Genomic DNA, 23,066 nt, shown 5'->3' with positions numbered 1-23,066 from the left:
ATGGTTTATTGCGTGTTTCAAGTAACTAATTTAGTAAATAATTTCTGACCAAGAAAGTCCGCGAGGACTTTCGTAAGTATGCAAGATGCTAGCAATAAATTATATACGGTGTTGCCAAACGTATTTTTCTTATTCGTAATATTTTATTTCTCGTTTAAAAACTGTTGATAATTTACCTCTCCAACCAAAATGTCTTTTTTCAATCCAATTTCCAAATTTATCATAATCATATTCATATCGATTTATAGAAGTGTCATTTTTGTTGAAATTTCCAATAATCATTTTAATTGAATTATCATTTTCGTTATATTCAAATTCATTGTAAAAACTATTATTGTGTTTTGTCCAAATCACAACCTCTTTAAATTTATTAGAAGTTATTGTGTCTTTGTAACTTGTAATTCTTAAATCTTGAACAAATTCTTTGTTTTCATAATCTTCGGATCTAATTACTCGATTAAACTTATCATATAAATATAATCTTTTGGTTACATAAGAACTGTCTGAATTTGTGTGATTAAGAAATTCAAAATTTGCTTTTTCAATGTATGTATAATATAAAATTTTATAAGTTTTGTCAAGTTGTTGAACATTTATAATTGAATCTCCAACATACTCGTAATTCCAAGTTATAGTATCTTTTGAATATTGAAATGAAAGCCTCTGTTCTTGCAATATTCTATTTTTGTTATCATATTTATAATTCCAAATTGCACCAACTTTTATTGAGTCATTTTCTGTTCTTAATTCAGATTTCTTTTTTAAGTTTCCATATTCATTAAATTCAAGTTTGAAGTTGCTCGGTCCGAGAAAGTCATATAGTTCTAAAGTATATGTTGTATCGTTCGAAAATCTCGGTTCATATTCCTTAAAGACCATTTCTTTAACATTCCCCTTTAATTCATAGCGATTTAGGTCAGTTGAATTTAAACGATTTCTCATTTGCGAAAATCCAATTATTGGAAGTAAAATTATTAATAGGAAGGTTTTTTTCATATGTTTGGCAACGGTTTTGTGTATGATTAGTGGCGTGTTTAAGCACCTAATTTAGCAAATAAAAACCGAATAGAAAATCCGCGAGGATTTTCGTAAGTAGGCGAGAACCAGCCATTAATTATACACGTTGTTGTAAGTAGTGCTTTTTTAGTTCACTTACTTAATTTCAAAATCCGAAATGCTCCTTGAATTACCAATGCAAAAACAATTGTTCCGATAATCAAATCAGGTTTATTAGAACTCAAATAATGCACTAAAATTCCTGCAATAATTACTCCCAAATTGATAATCACGTCATTCGAAGTGAAAATCATACTCGCTTTCATATGTGCTTCTTCTTTGCTCTTTGACTTTTGCAAAATATAAAGACAAATTCCGTTTGCAATAAGTGCAAAAATCGAAACTATAATCATTGTTGAAAAATCGGGAAGTTTCTCGTTTCCGAAAAATCTTCTCAAGACTTCTACAAATCCAATAATCGCAAGTATTATTTGAAAATATCCAGCAAGTTTGGCAATCCGTTTTTTCTTTATTACTGTTCCGCCAACCGCAAACAAACTAATTCCGTACACAAAACTGTCCGCAAGCATATCTAAACTATCGGCAACAAGTCCCATAGATTTTGAGATAATTCCTGTTGTCATTTCAATAATGAAAAAAGCAAAATTTATGGCAAGTACAGACCAAAGTAGTTTTTTCTGATTTTCGTTTTCTTTAAATTCCGTTTGGTCAGTCTGTTCGGTCGAGATTTTTTTTCCGCCTAAATTTAGTTCAATAACGGACTTTTCGATTTGGTCAGATTCTCCGCTGTGAAAAACAGTCAGTTTTCGGTTTGGAATATCAAAATCCAAATTCGCAATACTTGAAATTCCGTCCAATTTCATTCGGATTAGATTTTCCTCTGAAGGACAGTCCATTTTGGTAATTTCGAATATTGTTTTTTTCATTCGGTTTCTGGGTTTTTCGGCATTACTTACAACGTGTTTGTGTATGCTTTGTTGCGTTGGTTTAGCGTAAATTTAGCAAATAAATACTGAATAGAAAATCCGCGAGGATTTTCGTAAGTTGGCTAAAAGAAAGCAATAAAACATACACGTTGTTGGCATTAGTTTTTTTCTTGTTCAAGCATAGATTTCAATTCTTTATTGCAGTTTATACTATTCAATATTCTATCTTCAAAATCTTTCAATGTTTTAATAGTGTATTCTACATTATTAATAGAATAAAATATATTCGTTCCATTTAAAGTAGCTATTTTTAAGGAATGAATCATATTGTAGGCAGCTGTTACTCCAGCTCTATTGTCATTCATATATGCATTAAAACTATTTACAGAGTTTTCATTCCACTCCAGTTTTTTTGGCTTATAATATTTAAACTTGTTAATAATAAATTCAGGAAGCATTAAAGCAAAGAAATTACTTGAAATTTTTCCCTTGATTTTTTCATATGCCTTTACATTTAAGTCCCAATTTCTCTCGTGAACAAGTATAAGTTCTCTTAAAAGTTCACGATATTTTTCTGATGATTTGTTATTGAAATAAAATTCAAAATCAATTTTCAGATTTTTAAGTTTCTCAATTGAAATATTTATACAAGTTTGTGTAGCTATTGATTCTCTTAAAAGATGTGAAATTTCCGTTAATTCTAGTTTAGAAATATCTTTAGAAATTATAAATTCGGTTTTTTCAGATATTCTATTTCCGATAAAAGTTGAATTTTTAATTGTGTTTTTACTTTTAAATAATTTCATTTCTTAATGTCTTGTCCTGAAATATGGCTACAGGTTAAAATTGAATTAAGCTGATAATTTATATACCATATTTGGTGTTTTATAGTCTAAAGATAAGTGTAATCTTATCTCGTTGTATAAATTAATTGCATTTTTTGTAGCTCTCTTTGCGTGTGCCACATTATCAAAGGTTTGGTCTAGATAAAATTCATCTTTTAAAATACCATTTACACGTTCAGCCATTGCGTTTTCATAACAATGATTTTCTTCAGTCATACTGATGTCTATTTTCTTTCTTTTTAATATTTGAGTATATACATTACTGCAATATTGTATCCCTCTGTCTGAATGATGAATAAGCCCATTAATGTTTTTAGCTTTATAAATCGCCTTATTTAGCGCTCTCACACATCCTTTAAGTTCCAAGCTATCACTAAGGTCGTAACCAACAATTTTTCGAGAGTGCATATCTGTTATTAAAGCTAAGTAACAAAATCCTTTTACGGTTCTTATGTAAGTTATATCACTTACCCAAACCTGATTAGATTTTGTAATTTTTAAGTCTTTTATAATATTATTATATTTATAAAATCGATGATATGAGTTTGTTGTTCTGGCACTAGTTTTCCTTCTAAGTGTTAGCATTTGGTGTTTTCTAAGGACATTAAATAAAGTATCTCTACCAACTTTAATATTTACTTTATTAAAATCTACATCTAAAGATTTAGTAAGTTTACGCACACCTTCTCTAGGAAGAGATTTGCGTCTTTTTCTAACAATATTTATAATCTGTTGTTCTAATATTAAACGTTTATCAGCTCTAGATTTGTATTTATAATACGCATCACGTTTAAGTCCAAAACAATGAGTTATAGTCGTTAAAGACGCAAATTTCTTAGATTTCTCTTTAGCTTTTATTAAGGCTTTATACTTAACTTTTTTTTTAGTTCAGCAATAGATTTATAACCTAAATCTTCAGCAGCTACTTCTAAATAGGATTCTTCTACCATAGCATCGAGATCTTTTTTAAGTAGTAGTTTTTTTAGTTGCTCAACCTCTTTTTGAAGAGCTTTAATTCTGGATATTTCGTCTTTAGTCTCCACTTTTACTCTGGTGTTCATTAAGTCTTTACGATTGTACTTTTTAATCCACTCATTAACGGTTGTAGGTGCAATAGAGTAGAGTTTACAAAGTTCGCTCTTTGTGTGTTTTCCGATTGTAAGTTCGGCTAAAATTTTTAATTTAAAAGGTTCACTGTAACGTCTAATTACTTTGTCATTTCTATACATAATGTTTAAAATTATGTAGCCTTATTTCAGGACGGGTGTTAATTAATGCCAACGTTGTTGTGTATGATTAGTTGCGTGTTTTAAGCAACTAATTTAGTAAATAATTACCGACAAAGAAAGTCCGCGAGGACTTTCGTAAGTAGGCTAAAACCAGCAATAAATTATATACGGTGTTAGCATAAGTAGTTTGGCATACAGCTTATTCATTTTCCGATTCAAATTCAACATTTTCTATGTTACTTTTACTAAAAATAACTTTATAAATAAGTGAGTCGTTATTTTGAGTTGGAAATTTTTCAATTAATAAATTTATGAATTTTGCTTTCTCCTTTTTTCTCATTGTATCTAGATTATTATTTAGTTGAGCAGCTAATAATCTATTTTTCTCATGCGTTGTATAGTATATTGTATTTGTAGAATCTAATTCTACATATTTTACCATTCTATAATTATCAATATCAAATGAATTTATTTTTTTGGGTAATTTTCTGTGTATAAATTTATTTAGATGAACAGAATCTGATAAAAGAAAATATGCTTTTTCAATAATTCTTGCTTTTCCAAATTCTCCTTTTTTGTTAACTACAAGATGTGCAGGAATTCCAGATAGGTTGAATAAGTTTCTTGTTTTTGCGTAATCTTTAGATATTAATTGAATTCCTGAAGGTTTATTTAATTCAATATATTTTTTCCATTTTTCTTCGTCTCCATCTACTGAAATGTCTATAAATATTATGTCTGAATTATTCTTAAAATCTGCTTTTAGTTTTTCAAGTTGTGGTTTTTCTGTTCGACAAGGTCTACACCAAGTTGCCCAAAAAGAAATGTATAAAGTTTTATTTTTTAAAGATTTTAAATCAAAATTTTTAGATTTTGAATCTAAAAAAACTGATTCTGGCAACAAATTGCTCTTCTTTTCAGTAAAATCCCAAATTGTCTTTCCATTTATTAATTCTCCATATTGGTCTGATTTTATTGATTCTCCTTGTTTAATAATTAGAGGTTGTGAAAAAAGGAAATATACAAATAGTCCACTCATAACTGCAATTGACGCTAATTTGATTGTTTTATTAACCTCATTTCTTGTCATTAATAAACTTATTGTTGCAAATAAAACAAGAAAATAAATTAGAGGAAAATAAAAGCACCTCATAGGAATAAATATGAGAAGTGATATATAAAGGAAAGGAACAAGTTTTAAAGATGTTTTTCTATTAATTAAACCAGAAATGTAAAATCCTATTGCGCAAATTAATAATGCAATCCATTTCAACTGGTCATATTCATATATTCGTATGACATTAGTTAATAGGAATACAATAATCAAAAAGGGAAGTGCTATTGATACAATTCCTAAAATGATTTTAGATATAATGATTAGATTTTTTTTCATTTATTAAATTCCTTTTCTTAATTCAATTCAGGTTTTGATTGAGTGAGCTATTTATGCTAACGTGTTTGTGTTATAATTAGTTGCGTGTTTAAGCACCTAATCTACTAAATAAATCACGAACGGCGAAAATCCGAAGGATTTTCCAAGTGAGCTAAAAGCAGCAATTAATTATACACGGTGTTGGGTGTAGTTATTTTGATATTTCTTTTATTAATTCCTTTAATTTTTCTAACGATAAATCTTGAGAAATATCGTCAAAAAGTTTGTCGATATTTTTTTTCGTTGCTAAATCTTGAGAAATTTGTTCTCCATCCCAATATATTATTCCATATTCATTAGCGAAATCTTTCGCTTTGATAGGATAATAACTATTTGTTATAAAAATACCTAAAATAGGCCATTTTGAGTTTATAAAATCATCATCCAGATTTACGAAATAAGATTTGTCAGTTGTTTTCCTTAGTTTATTTATTTCCGTTCCAAAAGAGGCTACTTTTTGGTGATCCACTCCTTTGTTTTTTTCACTATGTTTTACTTGACCAATTATTCTAAACTTAAAATAATTATAAAAACGAGGAAGTGATTTGATGTTTTTTAAACTAAAATACCCATAAAAATCAATTCCCTGATCTTTTTGGGATTTTGTAATTTGTATATTTTCAATATGATTTTCTGTTAGGATAAGTTGTCCTAATAGTTCAAATTCTCTCCAATCAATTTGCTTTAATAATTCATAAAATTTATTTCTCCATTCGAGTTTGTATTCTATGTTGTCTTTTTGATCTTTACCTTCTAAAAATTTAGTGTTAATTAAAACATCTGCATCGAATTCATCAAATTTGAATTCAGAAAAAATATGTTTCGATTCACAGGATTCTATATAACTTTTTATTTGTCTACTTATTTTATTTGCGTTAATTTCATAAACTTCCGCAGATTCATTTTCTGACATTTTAAAATTGGAGCTATTCCATTTTATAAATTCTTCAGATAGATAGAATCGGTTTTTATTTATTACTTTTAGATATTCAACAAATTTTTTTATGTCGCTAATTTTCATAGCTTTTTATTTGTCTAAAATTGTCAATTGAAAAGAAGCTGATTCGTTTATTTTTTTTATTATTTCTTTAAACTTTTCTTTGTTAGAGTCTTTGAGTATGTTAACAATTGGTAAAGTAGATAATTCAGTATACAAATCATTAAGTCGAGTAATTCGCTCTTCTAAATCAAGTTGATGTTTTTGAGCTGACTTTTCAGCATCTTTATTTCTTAATTCTTGGATCGCTTCATTTATTGAAAATTCCTCTTCTTCCTCAAATTTCACTAAAATACTTTTGTTTTCGGGAAGCAGTAATTTGTTAAAGTGATCCCTTATGTCAAGTACTCGTTCAAGTTTTCTATTTCCTTCTTCATCTCCAACATACCAATTTAGTAAGTTTTCTAAGTTTTCTAAATTATCAAACTTAGATTCTCCTTCATTCCATTCCAACCAAGATTTTATTAAAGGTCTTGTAAAAATGGCTTCTTGAAATAAACTAAAATTATTCTCATTTAGTTCTCCGTGATAAACTTCTTGACTAAAATTAAAACCTTTATATGATCTAATTTTATTGGCAATTGTATTTCGACCAAACCCAGTCATTTTATCCAATTCAGTTGCGTTTAAAGACTCTTCTTGTTGCATTACGTGAAGAAATCTTGCTTGTTGCAATGCTCCCCATTCTTTGATTCCGTTAATGTGTCTCATTCCTTGCAAAAGCCAAAGGACATTTTTGTCGGTACCAGAATAAACTAAAACTTCTATGTTTTTTAACGAGTTTAAAAGATTATCTTCTAATGTAATTATACCATCTAAATGTTCTTGTAATAAAGTTTTAGCAGTTGAAATTCTTCTATTTCCTTCTAAAACTAAATAATTATCTGAATCAGAAATTTTTCGCACTACAATTCTATCTATTGATAGAAATCCAAGTTTCTTAATTTTTTCATATAAATCACTAATTCCCTCAAGTCTTATATCTCTTAATACTGTTTTTTGAATTTGCTCCTCAGAAACTCTACTGTCAGGAAGATCTACTTTCCTGCTTTTCCCCATTAATCTTGGATTGTTAGGATTCAATAGTAGATTATTCAATTCTACTTTTTCCGTTTTAAGATTTTCTATTAAATCAAGTTCCATTTTTAATATTTAGTTTGTTAGTTTTAATTACACCCAACGTGTTTGTGTATGCTTTGTTGCGTTGGTTTAGCGTAAATTTAGTAAATAAATACTGAATAGAAAATCCGCGAGGATTTTCGTAAGTTGGCTAAAGCAAAGCAATGAAATATACACGGTGTTAGGGCACGTTATTTATGAAATCCAAGTTCCTTCAATTTTATCAATTCTCCATTTTCCTGATATTTTCTTTATAAATATTCGAAAACCATTTCCGTTTAATCTTTCAAATGTAGTACCACTTTCTAATATTCCAAATTTTTTATTTTTATCAAAATATATTCTAGAAAATGAAATCACTGCTCCAAAATAAAAAGGGTACTCAGTTCTCCATATTTTTCTACCTTTTGGAAATTCTGAACGATATTTAAAGATATATTTTTCATTATTTTTAATCCTTGATAAATTGATTTTATATTCAATGTTTTTTTCAAGAGTATCATTTTCAAATTCTATATTTTCAAAATGTGCACTCAATTTTTCACGGTTTATTTTACTTGATTTAAATATGGTGTCAACTATTGCTAATACAATTCTGGCTGTATCGTTTTCAATTTTAATTTTCCTTTTTTCAAATTCAGCTAAATATTCTTTATGAATTTTAAGGTTTTCCTTTTTTTGACTTTCACTTATTATAATTCCATTTGGAGGAGGAGCAATTGTCAAAGGAGGTTGAAGTGTTCTGAAATCATAAAATGTAGAATCTATTAGTTCTAAAAATATTTCATTAAAAACTTTTTTTTCAAATTCTAATTCATTTTTTTGTGAATTACAACCTAAAATAATTGATAATAGGAAAAATATTATTAATCTGTTCAAGAGTTCGTTTTTATGTGCCCTAACGTGTTTGTGTTATGATTAGTTGCGTATTTAAGCAACTAATCTACTAAATAAATCACGAACGGCGAAAATCCGAAGGATTTTCCAAGTGAGCTAAAAGCAGCAATTAATTATACACGGTGTTAGGGCAAGTATTTTTATGAAATCCAAGTGCCTTCTATTTTTTCAATTTTCCATTTTCCTGACACTTTTTTTATGAAAAATTTCAATCCATTTCCATTTAATCTTCCACGTGTAACACCACATTCAAGTATTCCATATTCTCTTTTTTCGTCAAAATAGATTTTTGAAAACGAAATAACAGCTCCAAGTTCAAAAGGATATTTAGTTCTCCAAATTTTTCTACCTTTTGGAAATTCAGAATATTTTTTGAATCGATATTTTTTGTGATTATTAAAAATGGATAAGTCTATTTTGTTTTCGTTTTTGGAATCTGAATACTGACTTTTAGGTTCTATTTCTTTATAATTACCAGATAAATTTTTAAAACTACTGCTGTCTAAAGGAAAAGTCTTTTCAATAATTGCTAAAACGATTCTAGTGGTATCTTTTTCAATTTCAGCTTTTCTTTTTTCAAACTCAGCCAAAAATTTCTTGTAATTCTCAAGGTTTTCCTTTTTTTGTTTTTCACTCAAAATTATTCCACTAGGAGGAGGAGGGTAAGGAGGAGTCATTAATCTAAAATCTACATAAGCTGAGTCAATTAATTCTAGAAATAATTCATTAAATACTTTTCTTTCAAGTTGTAATTTTTCCTTTTTGGTATTACAACCTAAAAGAGCAATTAGTAATAAAAATAAAACTGTCTTTTTCAAATGTGCGCTTTTATTTGCCCTAACGCATTTGTGTATTGAATTTTGCGTTTCTAAACACTAAAGTACACAAATAAATACTTACTTAGAAAAAAACGGAAAAGTTTCGTAAATCTGCTATAAGCAGCAATTTTTAATACACGTTGTTAGATATAGCAGTGCCACCAAAAGTAAAAGTAAATCAATTACTTATCTTAAAATACTTGTTTCTTTTTTTTGTTAAAAATCGAAGCAGAATGCAATTGAACTAAGTTGCCAAATATTTACTTAAAATACAGTTTTCAAGCAAAAATGGACTAAGTTTTTTTAGCATTTAGATTTAGAAAAAAAGGTGGATAAGCAATTAACTTTTTTTGGATTAGATTGAATCAGAACGCAAACGAATATTTTCCAAATAAACTACCAACACTTCACTTATAAACAACTCAAAAAAAAACGGATAAAAAGTTTCGCTTTTAATCAAGCGATTACCAATTCAGTTTCTGGTTTCAATTCGCTATTAAATATTCAGAATCTTTTGATGCGTTTAAATCCCAAAAAAAGAACTTTATTTCTAATATTTAGCAAGTATTTTGATTGTCGAGGTTGAGGTAATTCAGCAATTAAAATGCACTAAACTTCGTTTGGCACTGTTTTCTCTAACGTGTTTATATATGGTTTGTTGCGTGTTTTAAGCAACTAATTTAGTAAATAATAACTGACAAAGAAAATCCGAGAGGATTTTCGTAAGTAAGCAGAAAACCAGCAATAAATTATATATGGTGTTGTGCGTTCGTTTTTTATTTAACTAATTTTAATCTTTCACAATTTTCATTTATTCTTTCAAGAGCTGAAATAAATTCAGATGTATCTAAAAAGTAACTCGGATATGCTTTTTTCAATGATTTTATTGATGATGCTGATACAAGAACTACAGCATTTTCATTTTCCTTAATATCTTTTTCTAATTTCAAATACTCTTCTGAAGCAATTCCATAATCTCTTTTTTTGAAGGTCTGAATATTTACAAATTTTTCCTTGACGTTGATGTTTATTAAATAATAATCTCCATTAAATTTCTCAATTTCTATTTGTCTAGCAGAAATTCGTAATGCCTTCAGAATATCTATAACTTTAAGTTCATTGGTTAAATTAAAGCATTCAACCATTAAGTTCTCCATTGAGCGTTTTTTATGTTCTTCTAAAACAGGTAATTCCTCTTTAATTGCGAAAAGAGAACTAACTATCTTGAAAAAATCAAGCCATTCATCAGGACCTTGGCTCGATTTAAGAGAGGTTTTGGTCAAAATACCAGCTGTTTCTACAGCCGTTGCCCAATTGTGTTGTAATTTTGTTCTGATTTGTAATTCTAAAAGAAGATTTTCGTATTTGTCTAATTTTGAATTGTATGTGTAAATAAAATGTATGCTTCTATATCCTGATTTTTTTGGTCTATCAACATAATCTACAGTTTTATTTAGTTTATGATTTGTTGTGTTTCTTTCTAAAATACCTTTTAACTTAAATAAATCTTTTGTGTCTTTAACAACAGCTCTGTAACCTCCAATATCTTGCATTCCTCCAAGTCCCATTGATTCGTTCAAATCGAGTTTATATTCAATCGATGTTAAACGTTTTAGTCTTTGAGAAATTAATATTGGTTTAATTCTATGTTTGGTTAATATTCGAATTAAACCATTTTTCATAACGTTAAGTGGATGTAAATGATTTGCTCTCCAGTCATTTATTAATTCTAGAGCAATATTTCTTTCCTCAATGGATTTTGAGGTCATAATCTTTTTTCCTGCTTTTGTTATTTTCTTTCTACTATATTTCATTTTTTAAATGACGCACAACGTTGTTGTGTAAGGAAAGTTACGTGGTTTAAGCACTAAAGTTAGTAAATAAAACACGAACCAAGAAAATCCGCGAGGATTTTCGTAAGTAGGCTTTTACCAGTAATTTTTTTTACACGGTGTTGGGCTTAGTTTTTTTTCCATATTTTTTCAGATATTTCTATTAGTAATGAATCTTTTAAGAATTCACTTTCCATATCAATTAAAGCATTTTTTTTATATTTTTCTTGTATTTTCCTTTTAATACTTTTATAAACAAACTTTCCGTGGAAAAAATATTTCTCGTTTTTCTGGTAATGTTCCTCAAAATATTTAGTTAAATGACTACTCTTATTTTTATGTTGTTGACCAAACTCTTTTAGTTTCATCAAATCTATTGCTTTTTCTTTATTTTCTTTTTTCGCATCGAAAATAATCTCTTGTAATTCAGTTTTATCTAGTTCGCTATGACAATGAATTATATGTTCTTCATTAGTGAAATATGATTCAATATCTGTGCCATTGGTTATAAATAAAGAAATCCCTAATTTAATATACTTTTCTTTTTCTGTAATTATTTCCTCAAGAGTAAGGTAGTCTTTATCTCTATGAACAACTATGTGAGGATGATTACCTTCATATTTATCATTTAAATATTTACTTAAAACATCTACAGAACCAATATTAGTACATCCTTTATATGTTCTTAAATCGACCTCATTTAGTATGAAATTATTTGCCGTTATAAATTTTTCAACTAATCCTTTTTTCTTGTCTTCAGTAAGAAAAATACATTTGTAATCATTATTAAATGATTCTAATTGTTCTTTTAGTTTTACTTTTTCTTGTTGAAGGTTAATTATTTTATTATTTATTGTTTCCCAATGTTTAGAAAGTTCAAATAAAGGTAAAAGTTTCATTTCTGTTTCCATTAGGATATTATCCTCATTTGCAATTGGTTTTATGTCAGAACTTTCATCTCCTTGTTTTTTTACAAAAAAAGAATTAATTTTTGAATTTTTTGCATTAGATAAAGTATAAAAAACTGGTGAATGGGTTGTTATAAATATTTGAATACCTTCATCATAATTTGAATAATTTTCATCTTGGAAATGTATTTTGTTTATATATTCAAGAAAAGATTCTGCTAATTTTTTAGCTGAGTCATATTCTAAATTATTTTCAGGTTCTTCAAATCCCCAAATAGTACTAGCAATTGGTTCTCTAGTTCTGTTCTCTCTTAATTCCGTTTCTGCAATATTCTGAAGAATAATAGGAATGTGTCTTATTTTTACTCCATCACCTCTTTGAGATAACATTGATTTTCCGTCTATAGAACCAAATTCAAGCCTATTAAATAAATCTTTAAAACTTCCTTTAAATTGAATTATACTTTCTAAATTAAGTCGGTTTGATAATTCATCACTAATAAGTTTTGTTTTTTCTCGTATTTGTTTATTAAAAGCATTCTCTAATTCGTTTGTGTCTTTTTGTAGTACTTCATAAAGACTGTACATTAATTCACTAAAATATTGTTCACTTTTGATTGCAGGAACATATTTGAATTTTATTTTTTTTAACCATTTGTAAAATGCACTTCTATTATTTGCTGTAAAAGTACTATCATCTAAGTAAGAAAATGATTCATCTGGTATGATCGAGTTTTCCTTCCATATTTTAGTCCATTTTATAGCTCCATTATTTTTTAAGTATTGTTTTTTAGGAGGATTAATTATTAGTTCTATTTCAATTCTATTTTCTTCCTTTCTAATTCCGTGTCTTTGTTTAGAGTAATCTTTCCAAAAATTGAATGCAGAATTGGGGTCACTAGAGCCATTAAAAAATAAATTAAGAGCTTTTAAGTAATTTGATTTTCCAGCATCATTACTTCCTACAATTATATTAAGTTCATTTGTTTTTAAATGTTTTTGACTTCCTCTTGTTGTATTTAAAATAGAGCGAAAATACTTAATTCGGATACTTTCTATTATTTTCATTTAGTTTTTATATGATTCCTACTAATTCTATTTTTTATCATTTTCTAGGAAGTTAGTTTTTATTTATTAAACGTAATATTCAATCAATGTATTTTCGTAATCGTGGAAATTAAGCCCAACGTTGATGTATAAGGTTAGTTGCGTGTTTTAAGCTCTAAAGTTAACAAATAAATTACAGATAGAAAGTCCGCGAGGACTTTCGTAAATTGGCTAAAACCAGCAATTAATTTTATACGGTGTTGTACGTTCGTTTTTTATTCTCTTATTTTACTTTAGAAGCATTATTATTTTTTCTGCGTTTTTTTTCTTTTATAATTTCCCAACCACTATAAGCATATTCCTTTTCAAAACAATTTTTAATTCTTTCTAAAGATTTTAGGACTTTTTCTGTCTCTTGTTTACATATTTCAAGGCTAAAAACTTTTTCTCCGTGAATTAGCTTATTTCTCATTGTAGCAGCTTCTTTTATTATTTTGATATCATCATTTTCTATTAAATCAGAAAACTTACGATTCTTTGGGGCATAAATTTCCCAATTATCTATAAGTTTATTTAGTCCATTTGATTGTTTAACAATTTTATCAGCCATTGTTCTTTTAAATCCCTGTGTAACTATTAATTGTTTAAATGTTCGTCTTATCGTTTTTTCGACTGTAAAAACAGATGTAACTAAACTTTCTGAATGATGTCCATTATCTATAAGTGAATTTATTCGTTCTAATGCTTTGTCATAGCCAAGTTTAATTGAGTACATTTTTATTTAAATATATTTTATGTATAATTATTTAGGAGTAAAAATTAATCCACATTTCCTCTTGTTATTTCGTCTAACAGATCATCTGCTTCTCTTTTTAATTCATCTTTCATAAGTTTATCAATTTCACGGTCTTCTTCACTTTCATATTGGTTTGAATCTATATTCCAATTGTTTAGTCTTGAGCGTAATTCTCTATGTTTTTTCCGTTTAGATTCTAATTTTTCATTGTACTCTAAATTAGCTTTTTCAGTACCTTTTTCCCATTGATTATATATAAAAATTATTATCGATAATATTATTATAAAATGAAAGGTTCCCCATTTTTCAAAAAAAAGAAATGGAAAATTGTATAAATGTATGTTCATAGTTTTAAATTTTACTTGAAATGTCTTGTCCTGAAATATGGCTACAGGTTAAAATTGAATTAAGCTGATAATTTATATACCATATTTGGTGTTTTATAGTCTAAAGATAAGTGTAATCTTATCTCGTTGTATAAATTAATTGCATTTTTTGTAGCTCTCTTTGCGTGTGCCACATTATCAAAGGTTTGGTCTAGATAAAATTCATCTTTTAAAATACCATTTACACGTTCAGCCATTGCGTTTTCATAACAATGATTTTCTTCAGTCATACTGATGTCTATTTTCTTTCTTTTTAATATTTGAGTATATACATTACTGCAATATTGTATCCCTCTGTCTGAATGATGAATAAGCCCATTAATGTTTTTAGCTTTATAAATCGCCTTATTTAGCGCTCTCACACATCCTTTAAGTTCCAAGCTATCACTAAGGTCGTAACCAACAATTTTTCGAGAGTGCATATCTGTTATTAAAGCTAAGTAACAAAATCCTTTTACGGTTCTTATGTAAGTTATATCACTTACCCAAACCTGATTAGATTTTGTAATTTTTAAGTCTTTTATAATATTATTATATTTATAAAATCGATGATATGAGTTTGTTGTTCTGGCACTAGTTTTCCTTCTAAGTGTTAGCATTTGGTGTTTTCTAAGGACATTAAATAAAGTATCTCTACCAACTTTAATATTTACTTTATTAAAATCTACATCTAAAGATTTAGTAAGTTTACGCACACCTTCTCTAGGAAGAGATTTGCGTCTTTTTCTAACAATATTTATAATCTGTTGTTCTAATATTAAACGTTTATCAGCTCTAGATTTGTATTTATAATACGCATCACGTTTAAGTCCAAAACAATGAGTTATAGTCGTTAAAGACGCAAATTTCTTAGATTTCTCTTTAGCTTTTATTAAGGCTTTATACTTAACTTTTTTTTTAGTTCAGCAATAGATTTATAACCTAAATCTTCAGCAGCTACTTCTAAATAGGATTCTTCTACCATAGCATCGAGATCTTTTTTAAGTAGTAGTTTTTTTAGTTGCTCAACCTCTTTTTGAAGAGCTTTAATTCTGGATATTTCGTCTTTAGTCTCCACTTTTACTCTGGTGTTCATTAAGTCTTTACGATTGTACTTTTTAATCCACTCATTAACGGTTGTAGGTGCAATAGAGTAGAGTTTACAAAGTTCGCTCTTTGTGTGTTTTCCGATTGTAAGTTCGGCTAAAATTTTTAATTTAAAAGGTTCACTGTAACGTCTAATTACTTTGTCATTTCTATACATAATGTTTAAAATTATGTAGCCTTATTTCAGGACGGGTGTAAATGACGTACAACGTGTTTGTGTAATAAAAGTTGCGATTTTTGTGAACGGCTATTTTCCGCAGGAAAATTGAAGTGAGCAAAAATGCAAAAACTTTTAGTTAAGCACTAATTTAGCAATTTTTTTTACACGGTGTTGCAAGTAGTAGTTTTTTTCAGTTTATAATTCCATTTTATTTCACTTTCCCATTTTTAAAAATTCAAATTTCGAGAGAGAATTCCTACAAGTTTATAATTTCACGTTTGAGTGATTTTCCGCAATTCTTATTTTCAAATTTTGAGTGATTTCACATTTTTTATAAATTCCACAAACTTGCTAAATTCTGGTTTGATTGATAATTCCGCAATTTTGATTTTCAGAGTTTAAATTGATTCCTTTTTACAAAATTTCACGAGTGAGAGAGTGTTCCACTTTTTAAATTTTTATTTTTGAACCGCAATTTTTTTTCAGCTTGAGTGATTTCCGCTATTACTGGCAACGGTTTTGTATAAGATTAGTTGCGTGGTTTAAGCACTAAAGTTAGCAAATAAATCACAGATAGAAAGTCCGCAAGGACTTTCGTAAACTGGCTAAAAACAGCAATTAATTTTATACGGTGTTGGCAATAGTTTAATTACATTTTCCATTTTCTAAATCATTTTTAGAAGGATTGTAAGCATTTGAATGAACATTATAATTACCGTTAACAATATTCTTAAACGCATTAACAAGTGAGCAATAATCTTTTAGTTTCGCATTATATTCAGCACTAAAATTTTGTAAATAAGTAAGGCTTTTTAAATCTGATAAATCTGATAAATTTGTTTCTCTTAAATTAAAGGTTGTTATGGATTCTAAATTATTAAATCCATCCAAGTTTTCTAGACTGGAGTTAGCGTTAATATTCAAAGTTTTAAGTGATTTTATTTTCATAAAACTTTCAATAGTTTTTAATTTCGGGTTAGAAAAGATGTTTAAAAAATTAATATTTTCAATATTATCTATTCCACTAGTGTTCTCTAATTTATTATTATAAGAAATTGATAGACTATTAACAGTTTGCAAGGATTCTAAACCTTTAAGAGAAGTTATGTTTAATCCCCATAGTTTTAATTCATCTACCTCTTTTAAATTAAATCCTTCTAAATTTTCAAAGGTTTGACAATTTGTAATAGATAAAAAAGTAATTTCATTTATATTTTCAACTCCGATAAAATTTTTTAGTTTATGACAATTATGAATTTCTAGAGTTCTTATTTTAGCTTGGGAAAGACCTAAAAAAGATTCAATGTTAGCATTTTTTATTTTAATTGAGTTGATGTTTTCTATATTTTCTAAACCAGTAAGATTTTTAATTTTATTACCAGATAAAATATCTATATTGTAAATAGTTTTAAGTTTATTAAATTTGGGAAGTGTAGTTAGGTTTTCATTATTTATTATATATATAGAGTTTAAAGACTCTATATTGTTAATGCCATTTAAGTTTGATAAAAGAGGATTATTTTTAAGTATAACAGATGAAATGTTTTTTAAGGATTCTAAACCATTTAGACTGGATAAGATTGAATTATTATGAATTTGAACCGAGCCAAGTGAGTTTTTCGCATTTTTTAAATGAGAAATATTTTCAAGGCTAATATTATCGTATAGAAATAATCCATTTTCTAAAAAAACTAATTTTTCTAACCCTTCTAAGTTTTTTAAATTATCACAATTTTGTATTGTTATAGATCCTGCTTCAATTGAAAAAGGCTTTCCAAAACCATAAAAGTTCTTTAAGTTTTGATTGTCTCTAATATTTATTTTACCTTTTATTTTTTCAAGATTATTTAGACCTTCAAAGTTTTCAAAAGATGAGTTATTAATTAGTTCTAATCCAAAATCACTACTGCTTTCAATTCTATTTAAATTTTCTAATCCTTTCAAATTTTTTAGTTGATTTGTATTTATAATTCTTAATAAGCCAGAAACAGTATATAAATCTTTTAGTGGAGATAAATCTGAAACAAAGTCTTTTATAAATAAAAATCCATTTATAGTATTATAACCATTATTTCCAAATTCATTTACTTCTTCCTGATTAGATAAAATTACATCACCAAAATAAACTTTATTACCCAAAGATTGAAAACTTATTTCATTTCCATAAGTAGTAATTCCTTGTGAATTTATTACATATGCTCTTACATAGTTAATCTTACTCTCTGCTGATAAATGTTCATCTACAATAGAATATTGATTAGTATCATTTTTTTCGAATATATATTTTTTAATATTATTTTCAACAGTTGGTGTAGGAGTATAACTCTTTACTAACCCTAATTCTATAATTTCAAAATCACCCTCGTCAATAATTTCAAAACCCAATTTTACTGACAATACATTTATTTCTGAAGCTAGATTGGTTTCTATCTTTGGTTGAACAACAATTTCTTCAATTAAATCCTTATTACTACAGGATATTATAATTAGAGAAAAAATTAATATAATCGATATTTTTTTCATAGATTTTTGGATTCAATTTGTTAATTATTGCCAACGTGTTTGTGTGATGATTAGTTGCGTTTTTAAGCAACTAATCTACTAAATAAATCACGAACGGCGAAAATCCGAAGGATTTTCCAAGTGAGCTAAAAGCAGCAATTAATTATACACGGTGTTAGCTTTTAGTGCTTTTTAATTTATTTGTTATTTCTTTCCTGTTTTCTTTTGTCAGTTAGTTTTTAATTCCGTTACCTTGCTGAATTTTCGTAATATTTTTCAACTCCAATTTAGTGATTAATTTCTCAATTTGCTAAATTCGGTTTAGCCAGATTTCAAGTTTTAATTCAGATTTCTAATCCGTAAACGAGCTAAAAATACAGACTGAATTCAATTCAGGTTTTGAGTTAGATTTCAGTTTTTGCAAATTTTTCAAATTAATTTATTAAGATTTGGACTCATTACTATCGATATTATTCAATTTCAAAATAAAAATGAAGTTTAAAATCGAAAATAAAATAATTAGAATCGATGATGTTTTAGAACTTATAAGTTCAAATAATTCAAATATTTGATTTAACCCTAAAATGATTAATCCAATACTTGATATTAGAACAATTATAGATGCTTTTTTATTTTTCATTTTTATTCATTTCTTTTTTTTAATTCAATTCCCGCAAACTTGCTCCTGCATTAAAGCTAACGTGATTGTATAAGATTAGTTGCGTGTTTTAAGCACTAAAGTTAGCAAATAAATCACAGATAGAAAGTCCGCGAGGACTTTCGTAAATTGGCTAAAACCAGCAATTAATTTTATACGGTGTTAGGCATAGTTTTTTTATTCAAGTATATTGTTCTCAATTCACTCGTTTTCACTAAAATTGTTGAGTCAAGAGAAATTTCATTGTCTATTTCATCGATTAAACTTTCAAAATCTTTATCTAATTTACTTGCAAGTACTCTGTCTAAAACGTTTATTTTTTCAGAATCAACATTATTTAGAGCTCTTTTTAAATTATTGAGATTTGGAATAATTCTATCAATTCGATTACATTTCTTTAGTAAAATAATTGCTTTAATGTAACTGAAAACAGCAGGAATAAAACTTCTTTCAAGCATTAAAGAACGCCCTTGTAGATAGTATGTATTAGCATCTATTTCAAACATTGCTATATCATTTTTGGCTTCTAATTCTTTAAGATTGGTTTTATATTCCTCAACAATTTTGTTAATTCTCGATTCATTATTTTCTTTTAAATTCTCAAGTTTATTGTCAAAACTATTTTTTAAATTTTCGGCTAATTCTTTATAATTTTTTCTCTGAAAATATTGAACAAGTATTGGTAAAACTATTCCTAAAACTGTTATAACAATTAAAAGTTTTAACCAAGCTGAATCATAAAAGTTGTTTACTTCAGTTGCTATACTATTTTGTGTATCAATTTCATATTTCAACTTGTCTAATTGGTTTTGAATTTTCAAAGAATCTATTTGCTTTAAAAAGTTAATTTTTAGAGAATCTATTTCTGATATTGTATCTTGAATCATTTTTCTGATTTCAGGTTTTAATTATGCCTAACGTTGTTGTGTAAGAAAAGTTGCGTGTTTTAAGCAATGAAGTTAGTAAATAAAATACGAACCAAGAAAATCCGAAAGGATTTTCGTAAGTAGGCTTTTACTAGTAATTTTTTTTACACGGTGTTGTAGTGCGTTATTTACTTTTCATTTTTTTTAACCATTCCTCATAATACGGTCTGTCATTATTTGCTGGAACTTCATACCATTGTGAACAAACAAAATAAATTTCTCCGTTTATTTGATATGGATTTTTCCAATATCTTATTCTCTCGTAATATGGTGAATTTTCTTTTGCTAAAAATGGAAACTGAATATCAAAAGTTAATTTTGAATAATCACCTCTTTGTAATCTCTCAATTTCATTTCTATCAATCAAGTTACTTTCAACCAAATCATTGAATGTTTTTCGGACATATTTTCCAATAGGAAGTTTTCCAGAAGTTTCATTAATATTCTCAAAAGTTTTATATTTTCTCGCTTTCGGTTTTTGGTAATTATCTAATGAAACTATTTTTTTCTTGCTCTCAATTTTTACTTGTAATACTTTGAAAACTTTATCGATTACTTTTGTGTCAAACTCATTTTGAAGTTCAGATTTTAAATATTCAATTATTTTTTCACCATAATTTTCAGATAGCATTTTAGTTTTCAATTTTTTAAAATCCTCTATTTCTTTTAGTTGTTGAATTTTCTCTTGAGCGTGATTTTCAATGTCTTCTTTGTTATAGTTTTCTTTACTGAATAATTGTACAAATTTTAACCCTTTTTCTATATCTCTTTTGAACTCAATTTCATCGATTAAAACAATGCCATTTTTATTGAAAAATTTACCGTCTAAAAATACTTGAATTTTATTGCCAATTAGAATTCCTAAATCAACTCTCATAATTCCCATATAAGATGATAATTGACCTTTGAAAGTGGAATTGTCAACTTCGATAGAAGGTTTTTTGACTTCTACAATGAAAAGGTTTCCTTTCTCTTGTGATTTTAATATTAAATCTGGACTAATTCTATTTGATGCTCCTAATTGAATACTTTCTCGGACAGCGATTTCATTATTAAATTCACTCCATCCTAATTTTTCAAATGCTTGAACTACTTTTAATTCGAATAACTGCTCACTTGTATTTGTAGGTAAGTTTTCAGAAAGTATGTAACATAGTTCATTCCATTTTTCCATATTGAATTTCTGTTTTTAATTAATGTTTTTCATTTTTCCTTTAATGCACTACAACGTTTTTGTATAAGGGAAGTTGCGGTTTTGTCAGCGAGGAATTTCCGAAGGAAATTCAGAAGTTGGCAAAAATGCAACTAACTTTGGTTAAGCACTAATTTAGCAATTTTTTTTATACGGTGTTAGCTACAGTTTATTTATTCAGATCTTCAATTATCTTTTCAAGATAAACTAAATCTTTTTCTGTTCTTTCTTTCATTTTCTTCTTTTCATAGTCGTATTCAGAGGGAATTCCTCCTCCAACATATTTGACAATTCCTTCTTTATTTAAAAGAATTATTTTAGGGTAAGACCTATTTCCTAAATCTTTACTTAAATAATTTTTAGCATTAATAATGTGTTCAAAATTGAACTTTTTCTTTTTTAGAAAATGTTTTACCTTTTCTTTAGAGTCAAAAGTTATAGCAACAAAGTTGACTTCATTCTTGTATTTTTCTTTCAAAGTATTGAGTAAAGGTATTTCTTTTACACAAGGAAAACAATTAGTAAACCAAAGATTAATAAAAGTAACCTTTCCTTTGAAATGCTCTAAGGTTCTTCTTTTTGATTCAACATTCCTTAAATTAAATTCAGGTATTTTTTTATTCTATAAAGTGAAAATTTTTTCATTTCTAGTAGATTCATATTTAATATCATAACGAACAATATTAATGATTGAATCAGATTTGTTTAATGTTTTAATTATTTTGTAATTAACTTTAAATCTGTGGGTATCATTTTTATTTCCATTTTTTTTTGCTTTTATATTTAATTCTGAAATTTTATTTTCTAATTGAATTTTAGTCAAAACTTCACTTTTCTCACCAATTTTATAAAATTCTTGAGATGCAATTGATAGATAGCAAAGCATAAATACTAATACTAAAATTTCCTTTTTCATATTGTTGATTTTAATTGTAGCTAACGTTTATGTATAAGAATAGTTGCGTGTTTGTAACGTCTGATTTTCCGAAGGAAAATCAGACGTTACAAACACGCAACGACCTTTGATTAAGCACTAAACCGCAATTATTTTTATACGGTGTTGTAAGCAGTATTTTATTGACAATAATCTTTAAATTCCATTTTTTTCAGCGCTTTGAAAAATTCCGCTTGAGTGGATTCCGATAAATTATTTCCATAAAAACTCATTGATGTTTTATTATGATTCGTTCCACTTCCTTTTAAACTGTCAATATAAATTCCGCTCGCACCAAAACCTTTGTTTGTCGGCTCAATAAATTTCGCTGAAAAACAAGCAATACTGTCTTTCGTGAATTTATATTTTAGATATTCTTTTGCGTCATATTCAGCAGTAAATTCGTCATCGACTATCAAATGTTTTACTTTTTCTAATCGACTCTTTTGTTTTTCAGAGAATTCAGAATATTCGGATTCGCTAAACACAAGTATTTCAATGTTTTTTGTCAAATCTCCAGAATACCAGCCCAAATCAAAAATCAAAGTATCTTGTTCATTCGTAACTAATCCGCCAACATAACTGTCAGTTCCTTTGATTTCGTATTCTTTCCAATTTTGAGGTACAGTTAATTCAAACGAGCCAAAGTCAATCGTTTTATATTCGGACTTTTTACAAGAAAAAATCAGAAGTAAAATTAGTATCGATAACGTTTTTCTCATATTGCTTACAACGGTCTTGTATATGAAAAGTAGCGGATTTTTAAGCACTACCTTTTCGGATTATAACTGACCTTTATTCTATTATTTATCCTTCGTTTAAGCACTAAAACCGCTATTTTTTATATACGTTGTTGTACACTGGCTTTTTCTTTCCGCAAACTTGATAGCGTTGGCAAAGACATACTCTTTTGCAATTTTTGGCTTGTGTGGTGGCTGAAGCGAATTGCAAATGTGTATGGCTTTTAGCGTTGGCAATTTATAAAGCTAAACCTCTGTCAAAATCTACTTGATATTGTAATGGAACTGTAAGTCTAATCGCTTGGTCATTTTGTGTAAATCCATACCCAAAACTATGATTGTCAACTAAATCTTTCACAAATTCATTACAATTCGCTCTACTTAATATTTTTCCTCCATTACCAGCAGTATGTTTAAAATAAGCAGTTACTGGTATTGTGTTTTGGTCTATGAAAAACTCAATTCTTCCTTCATTATCCCAAGCTCCACTATCTTTATTTCTTTCCCATTTTATTGCAGTATCATTATCTGATTTTGCTAAATATCCCATAGTCTCATAATATTCGTTTTCATTTGAAAATCGAATTTGTCTAATTGTTCCAAATTCTGTTTTATACAT

General features: G+C 27.5%; 23 protein-coding genes. All 23 read right to left on the bottom strand.

Going from position 1 to position 23,066, the window contains the following annotated elements; translation table 11 throughout:
• Window positions 1-129 precede the first annotated feature (129 nt).
• Window positions 130-996, bottom strand: a complete 867-nt coding sequence (locus B5464_RS04095) for a hypothetical protein (RefSeq protein WP_154066927.1) — start codon at window positions 994-996, stop codon at window positions 130-132.
• Between the two features lie 152 nt (window positions 997-1,148).
• Window positions 1,149-1,943, bottom strand: a complete 795-nt coding sequence (locus B5464_RS04090; RefSeq protein ID WP_079737318.1) for a cation transporter — start codon at window positions 1,941-1,943, stop codon at window positions 1,149-1,151.
• Window positions 1,944-2,101: 158 nt separating this feature from the next.
• The gene (locus tag B5464_RS04085; protein ID WP_079737317.1) at window positions 2,102-2,749 is read right to left on the bottom strand and encodes a hypothetical protein; all 648 of its coding nucleotides are present in this window, start codon (window positions 2,747-2,749) and stop codon (window positions 2,102-2,104) included.
• 45 nt (window positions 2,750-2,794) lie between these two features.
• Window positions 2,795-3,646, bottom strand: a complete 852-nt coding sequence (locus tag B5464_RS04080; RefSeq protein ID WP_079737287.1) for an IS3 family transposase — start codon at window positions 3,644-3,646, stop codon at window positions 2,795-2,797.
• Window positions 3,646-4,017: a transposase gene (locus B5464_RS04075; protein ID WP_079737286.1), complete on the bottom strand. Its 372-nt coding sequence runs from the start codon at window positions 4,015-4,017 to the stop codon at window positions 3,646-3,648. Before B5464_RS04075 ends, B5464_RS04080 begins: the two co-directional genes overlap by 1 nt.
• 199 nt (window positions 4,018-4,216) lie before the next feature.
• Window positions 4,217-5,410 carry a TlpA disulfide reductase family protein gene (locus B5464_RS04070; RefSeq protein ID WP_079737316.1) on the bottom strand — a complete coding sequence of 398 codons (1,194 nt, stop codon included), beginning with the start codon at window positions 5,408-5,410 and terminating at the stop codon, window positions 4,217-4,219.
• Window positions 5,411-5,600: 190 nt separating this feature from the next.
• On the bottom strand, window positions 5,601-6,470 hold the full coding sequence (locus B5464_RS04065; RefSeq protein WP_079737315.1) for a restriction endonuclease: 870 nt from the start codon (window positions 6,468-6,470) through the stop codon (window positions 5,601-5,603).
• Between the two features lie 6 nt (window positions 6,471-6,476).
• Window positions 6,477-7,589: a ParB N-terminal domain-containing protein gene (locus B5464_RS04060; protein WP_079737314.1), complete on the bottom strand. Its 1,113-nt coding sequence runs from the start codon at window positions 7,587-7,589 to the stop codon at window positions 6,477-6,479.
• A gap of 171 nt (window positions 7,590-7,760) precedes the next feature.
• The gene (locus B5464_RS04055; RefSeq protein WP_079737313.1) at window positions 7,761-8,444 is read right to left on the bottom strand and encodes a hypothetical protein; all 684 of its coding nucleotides are present in this window, start codon (window positions 8,442-8,444) and stop codon (window positions 7,761-7,763) included.
• Window positions 8,445-8,602: 158 nt separating this feature from the next.
• Window positions 8,603-9,280 (bottom strand): hypothetical protein, encoded by a 678-nt coding sequence (locus tag B5464_RS04050; RefSeq protein WP_079737312.1) that lies wholly within the window; start codon window positions 9,278-9,280, stop codon window positions 8,603-8,605.
• 776 nt (window positions 9,281-10,056) lie between these two features.
• Window positions 10,057-11,094, bottom strand: a complete 1,038-nt coding sequence (locus tag B5464_RS04045; RefSeq protein ID WP_079737311.1) for a RelA/SpoT domain-containing protein — start codon at window positions 11,092-11,094, stop codon at window positions 10,057-10,059.
• Between the two features lie 146 nt (window positions 11,095-11,240).
• Window positions 11,241-13,088, bottom strand: coding sequence for an ATP-dependent endonuclease (locus B5464_RS04040; protein WP_079737310.1), 1,848 nt, complete (start codon window positions 13,086-13,088; stop codon window positions 11,241-11,243).
• A gap of 262 nt (window positions 13,089-13,350) precedes the next feature.
• Window positions 13,351-13,842 carry a hypothetical protein gene (locus B5464_RS04035; protein ID WP_079737309.1) on the bottom strand — a complete coding sequence of 164 codons (492 nt, stop codon included), beginning with the start codon at window positions 13,840-13,842 and terminating at the stop codon, window positions 13,351-13,353.
• 44 nt (window positions 13,843-13,886) lie between these two features.
• Window positions 13,887-14,210: a hypothetical protein gene (locus B5464_RS04030; protein WP_079737308.1), complete on the bottom strand. Its 324-nt coding sequence runs from the start codon at window positions 14,208-14,210 to the stop codon at window positions 13,887-13,889.
• 59 nt (window positions 14,211-14,269) lie between these two features.
• The gene (locus B5464_RS04025; RefSeq protein ID WP_079737287.1) at window positions 14,270-15,121 is read right to left on the bottom strand and encodes an IS3 family transposase; all 852 of its coding nucleotides are present in this window, start codon (window positions 15,119-15,121) and stop codon (window positions 14,270-14,272) included.
• Window positions 15,121-15,492, bottom strand: coding sequence for a transposase (locus B5464_RS04020; protein ID WP_079737286.1), 372 nt, complete (start codon window positions 15,490-15,492; stop codon window positions 15,121-15,123). Before B5464_RS04020 ends, B5464_RS04025 begins: the two co-directional genes overlap by 1 nt.
• Window positions 15,493-16,140: 648 nt before the next feature.
• Window positions 16,141-18,018, bottom strand: a complete 1,878-nt coding sequence (locus B5464_RS04015) for a hypothetical protein (RefSeq protein ID WP_079737307.1) — start codon at window positions 18,016-18,018, stop codon at window positions 16,141-16,143.
• 789 nt (window positions 18,019-18,807) lie between these two features.
• On the bottom strand, window positions 18,808-19,542 hold the full coding sequence (locus tag B5464_RS04005) for a hypothetical protein (protein ID WP_079737305.1): 735 nt from the start codon (window positions 19,540-19,542) through the stop codon (window positions 18,808-18,810).
• 163 nt (window positions 19,543-19,705) lie between these two features.
• Window positions 19,706-20,755 (bottom strand): type I restriction enzyme HsdR N-terminal domain-containing protein, encoded by a 1,050-nt coding sequence (locus tag B5464_RS04000; RefSeq protein WP_079737277.1) that lies wholly within the window; start codon window positions 20,753-20,755, stop codon window positions 19,706-19,708.
• A 187-nt stretch (window positions 20,756-20,942) separates the two neighbouring features.
• Window positions 20,943-21,386: a TlpA disulfide reductase family protein gene (locus B5464_RS03995; RefSeq protein WP_079737304.1), complete on the bottom strand. Its 444-nt coding sequence runs from the start codon at window positions 21,384-21,386 to the stop codon at window positions 20,943-20,945.
• A 9-nt stretch (window positions 21,387-21,395) separates the two neighbouring features.
• Window positions 21,396-21,689: a hypothetical protein gene (locus B5464_RS03990; RefSeq protein WP_079737303.1), complete on the bottom strand. Its 294-nt coding sequence runs from the start codon at window positions 21,687-21,689 to the stop codon at window positions 21,396-21,398.
• A gap of 158 nt (window positions 21,690-21,847) precedes the next feature.
• The gene (locus B5464_RS03985; RefSeq protein ID WP_079737302.1) at window positions 21,848-22,429 is read right to left on the bottom strand and encodes a hypothetical protein; all 582 of its coding nucleotides are present in this window, start codon (window positions 22,427-22,429) and stop codon (window positions 21,848-21,850) included.
• 256 nt (window positions 22,430-22,685) lie between these two features.
• The gene (locus tag B5464_RS03980; RefSeq protein WP_079737301.1) at window positions 22,686-23,066 is read right to left on the bottom strand and encodes a hypothetical protein; all 381 of its coding nucleotides are present in this window, start codon (window positions 23,064-23,066) and stop codon (window positions 22,686-22,688) included.

The organism is Polaribacter sp. KT 15, from assembly GCF_900143115.1.
GTDB lineage: Bacteria > Bacteroidota > Bacteroidia > Flavobacteriales > Flavobacteriaceae > Polaribacter > Polaribacter marinaquae.
Note: the sequence above shows the minus strand (reverse complement) of the source record. Positions and strands in the feature narration are given on the sequence as shown.

Excerpts from the sequence above, each read along its gene's own strand:
- B5464_RS04090 (WP_079737318.1), bottom strand. The coding sequence starts at position 1,943 with ATGAAAAAAACAATATTCGAAATTACCAAAATGGACTGTCCTTCAGAG.
- B5464_RS04060 (WP_079737314.1), bottom strand. The coding sequence starts at position 7,589 with ATGGAACTTGATTTAATAGAAAATCTTAAAACGGAAAAAGTAGAATTG.
- B5464_RS03980 (WP_079737301.1), bottom strand. The coding sequence starts at position 23,066 with ATGTATAAAACAGAATTTGGAACAATTAGACAAATTCGATTTTCAAAT.
- B5464_RS04075 (WP_079737286.1), bottom strand. The coding sequence starts at position 4,017 with ATGTATAGAAATGACAAAGTAATTAGACGTTACAGTGAACCTTTTAAA.
- B5464_RS04065 (WP_079737315.1), bottom strand. The coding sequence starts at position 6,470 with ATGAAAATTAGCGACATAAAAAAATTTGTTGAATATCTAAAAGTAATA.
- B5464_RS04020 (WP_079737286.1), bottom strand. The coding sequence starts at position 15,492 with ATGTATAGAAATGACAAAGTAATTAGACGTTACAGTGAACCTTTTAAA.
- B5464_RS04000 (WP_079737277.1), bottom strand. The coding sequence starts at position 20,755 with ATGGAAAAATGGAATGAACTATGTTACATACTTTCTGAAAACTTACCT.
- B5464_RS03990 (WP_079737303.1), bottom strand. The coding sequence starts at position 21,689 with ATGAAAAAGGAAATTTTAGTATTAGTATTTATGCTTTGCTATCTATCA.
- B5464_RS04035 (WP_079737309.1), bottom strand. The coding sequence starts at position 13,842 with ATGTACTCAATTAAACTTGGCTATGACAAAGCATTAGAACGAATAAAT.
- B5464_RS04030 (WP_079737308.1), bottom strand. The coding sequence starts at position 14,210 with ATGAACATACATTTATACAATTTTCCATTTCTTTTTTTTGAAAAATGG.
- B5464_RS03985 (WP_079737302.1), bottom strand. The coding sequence starts at position 22,429 with ATGAGAAAAACGTTATCGATACTAATTTTACTTCTGATTTTTTCTTGT.
- B5464_RS04015 (WP_079737307.1), bottom strand. The coding sequence starts at position 18,018 with ATGAAAAAAATATCGATTATATTAATTTTTTCTCTAATTATAATATCC.
- B5464_RS04070 (WP_079737316.1), bottom strand. The coding sequence starts at position 5,410 with ATGAAAAAAAATCTAATCATTATATCTAAAATCATTTTAGGAATTGTA.
- B5464_RS04045 (WP_079737311.1), bottom strand. The coding sequence starts at position 11,094 with ATGAAATATAGTAGAAAGAAAATAACAAAAGCAGGAAAAAAGATTATG.
- B5464_RS04040 (WP_079737310.1), bottom strand. The coding sequence starts at position 13,088 with ATGAAAATAATAGAAAGTATCCGAATTAAGTATTTTCGCTCTATTTTA.
- B5464_RS04085 (WP_079737317.1), bottom strand. The coding sequence starts at position 2,749 with ATGAAATTATTTAAAAGTAAAAACACAATTAAAAATTCAACTTTTATC.
- B5464_RS04005 (WP_079737305.1), bottom strand. The coding sequence starts at position 19,542 with ATGATTCAAGATACAATATCAGAAATAGATTCTCTAAAAATTAACTTT.
- B5464_RS04095 (WP_154066927.1), bottom strand. The coding sequence starts at position 996 with ATGAAAAAAACCTTCCTATTAATAATTTTACTTCCAATAATTGGATTT.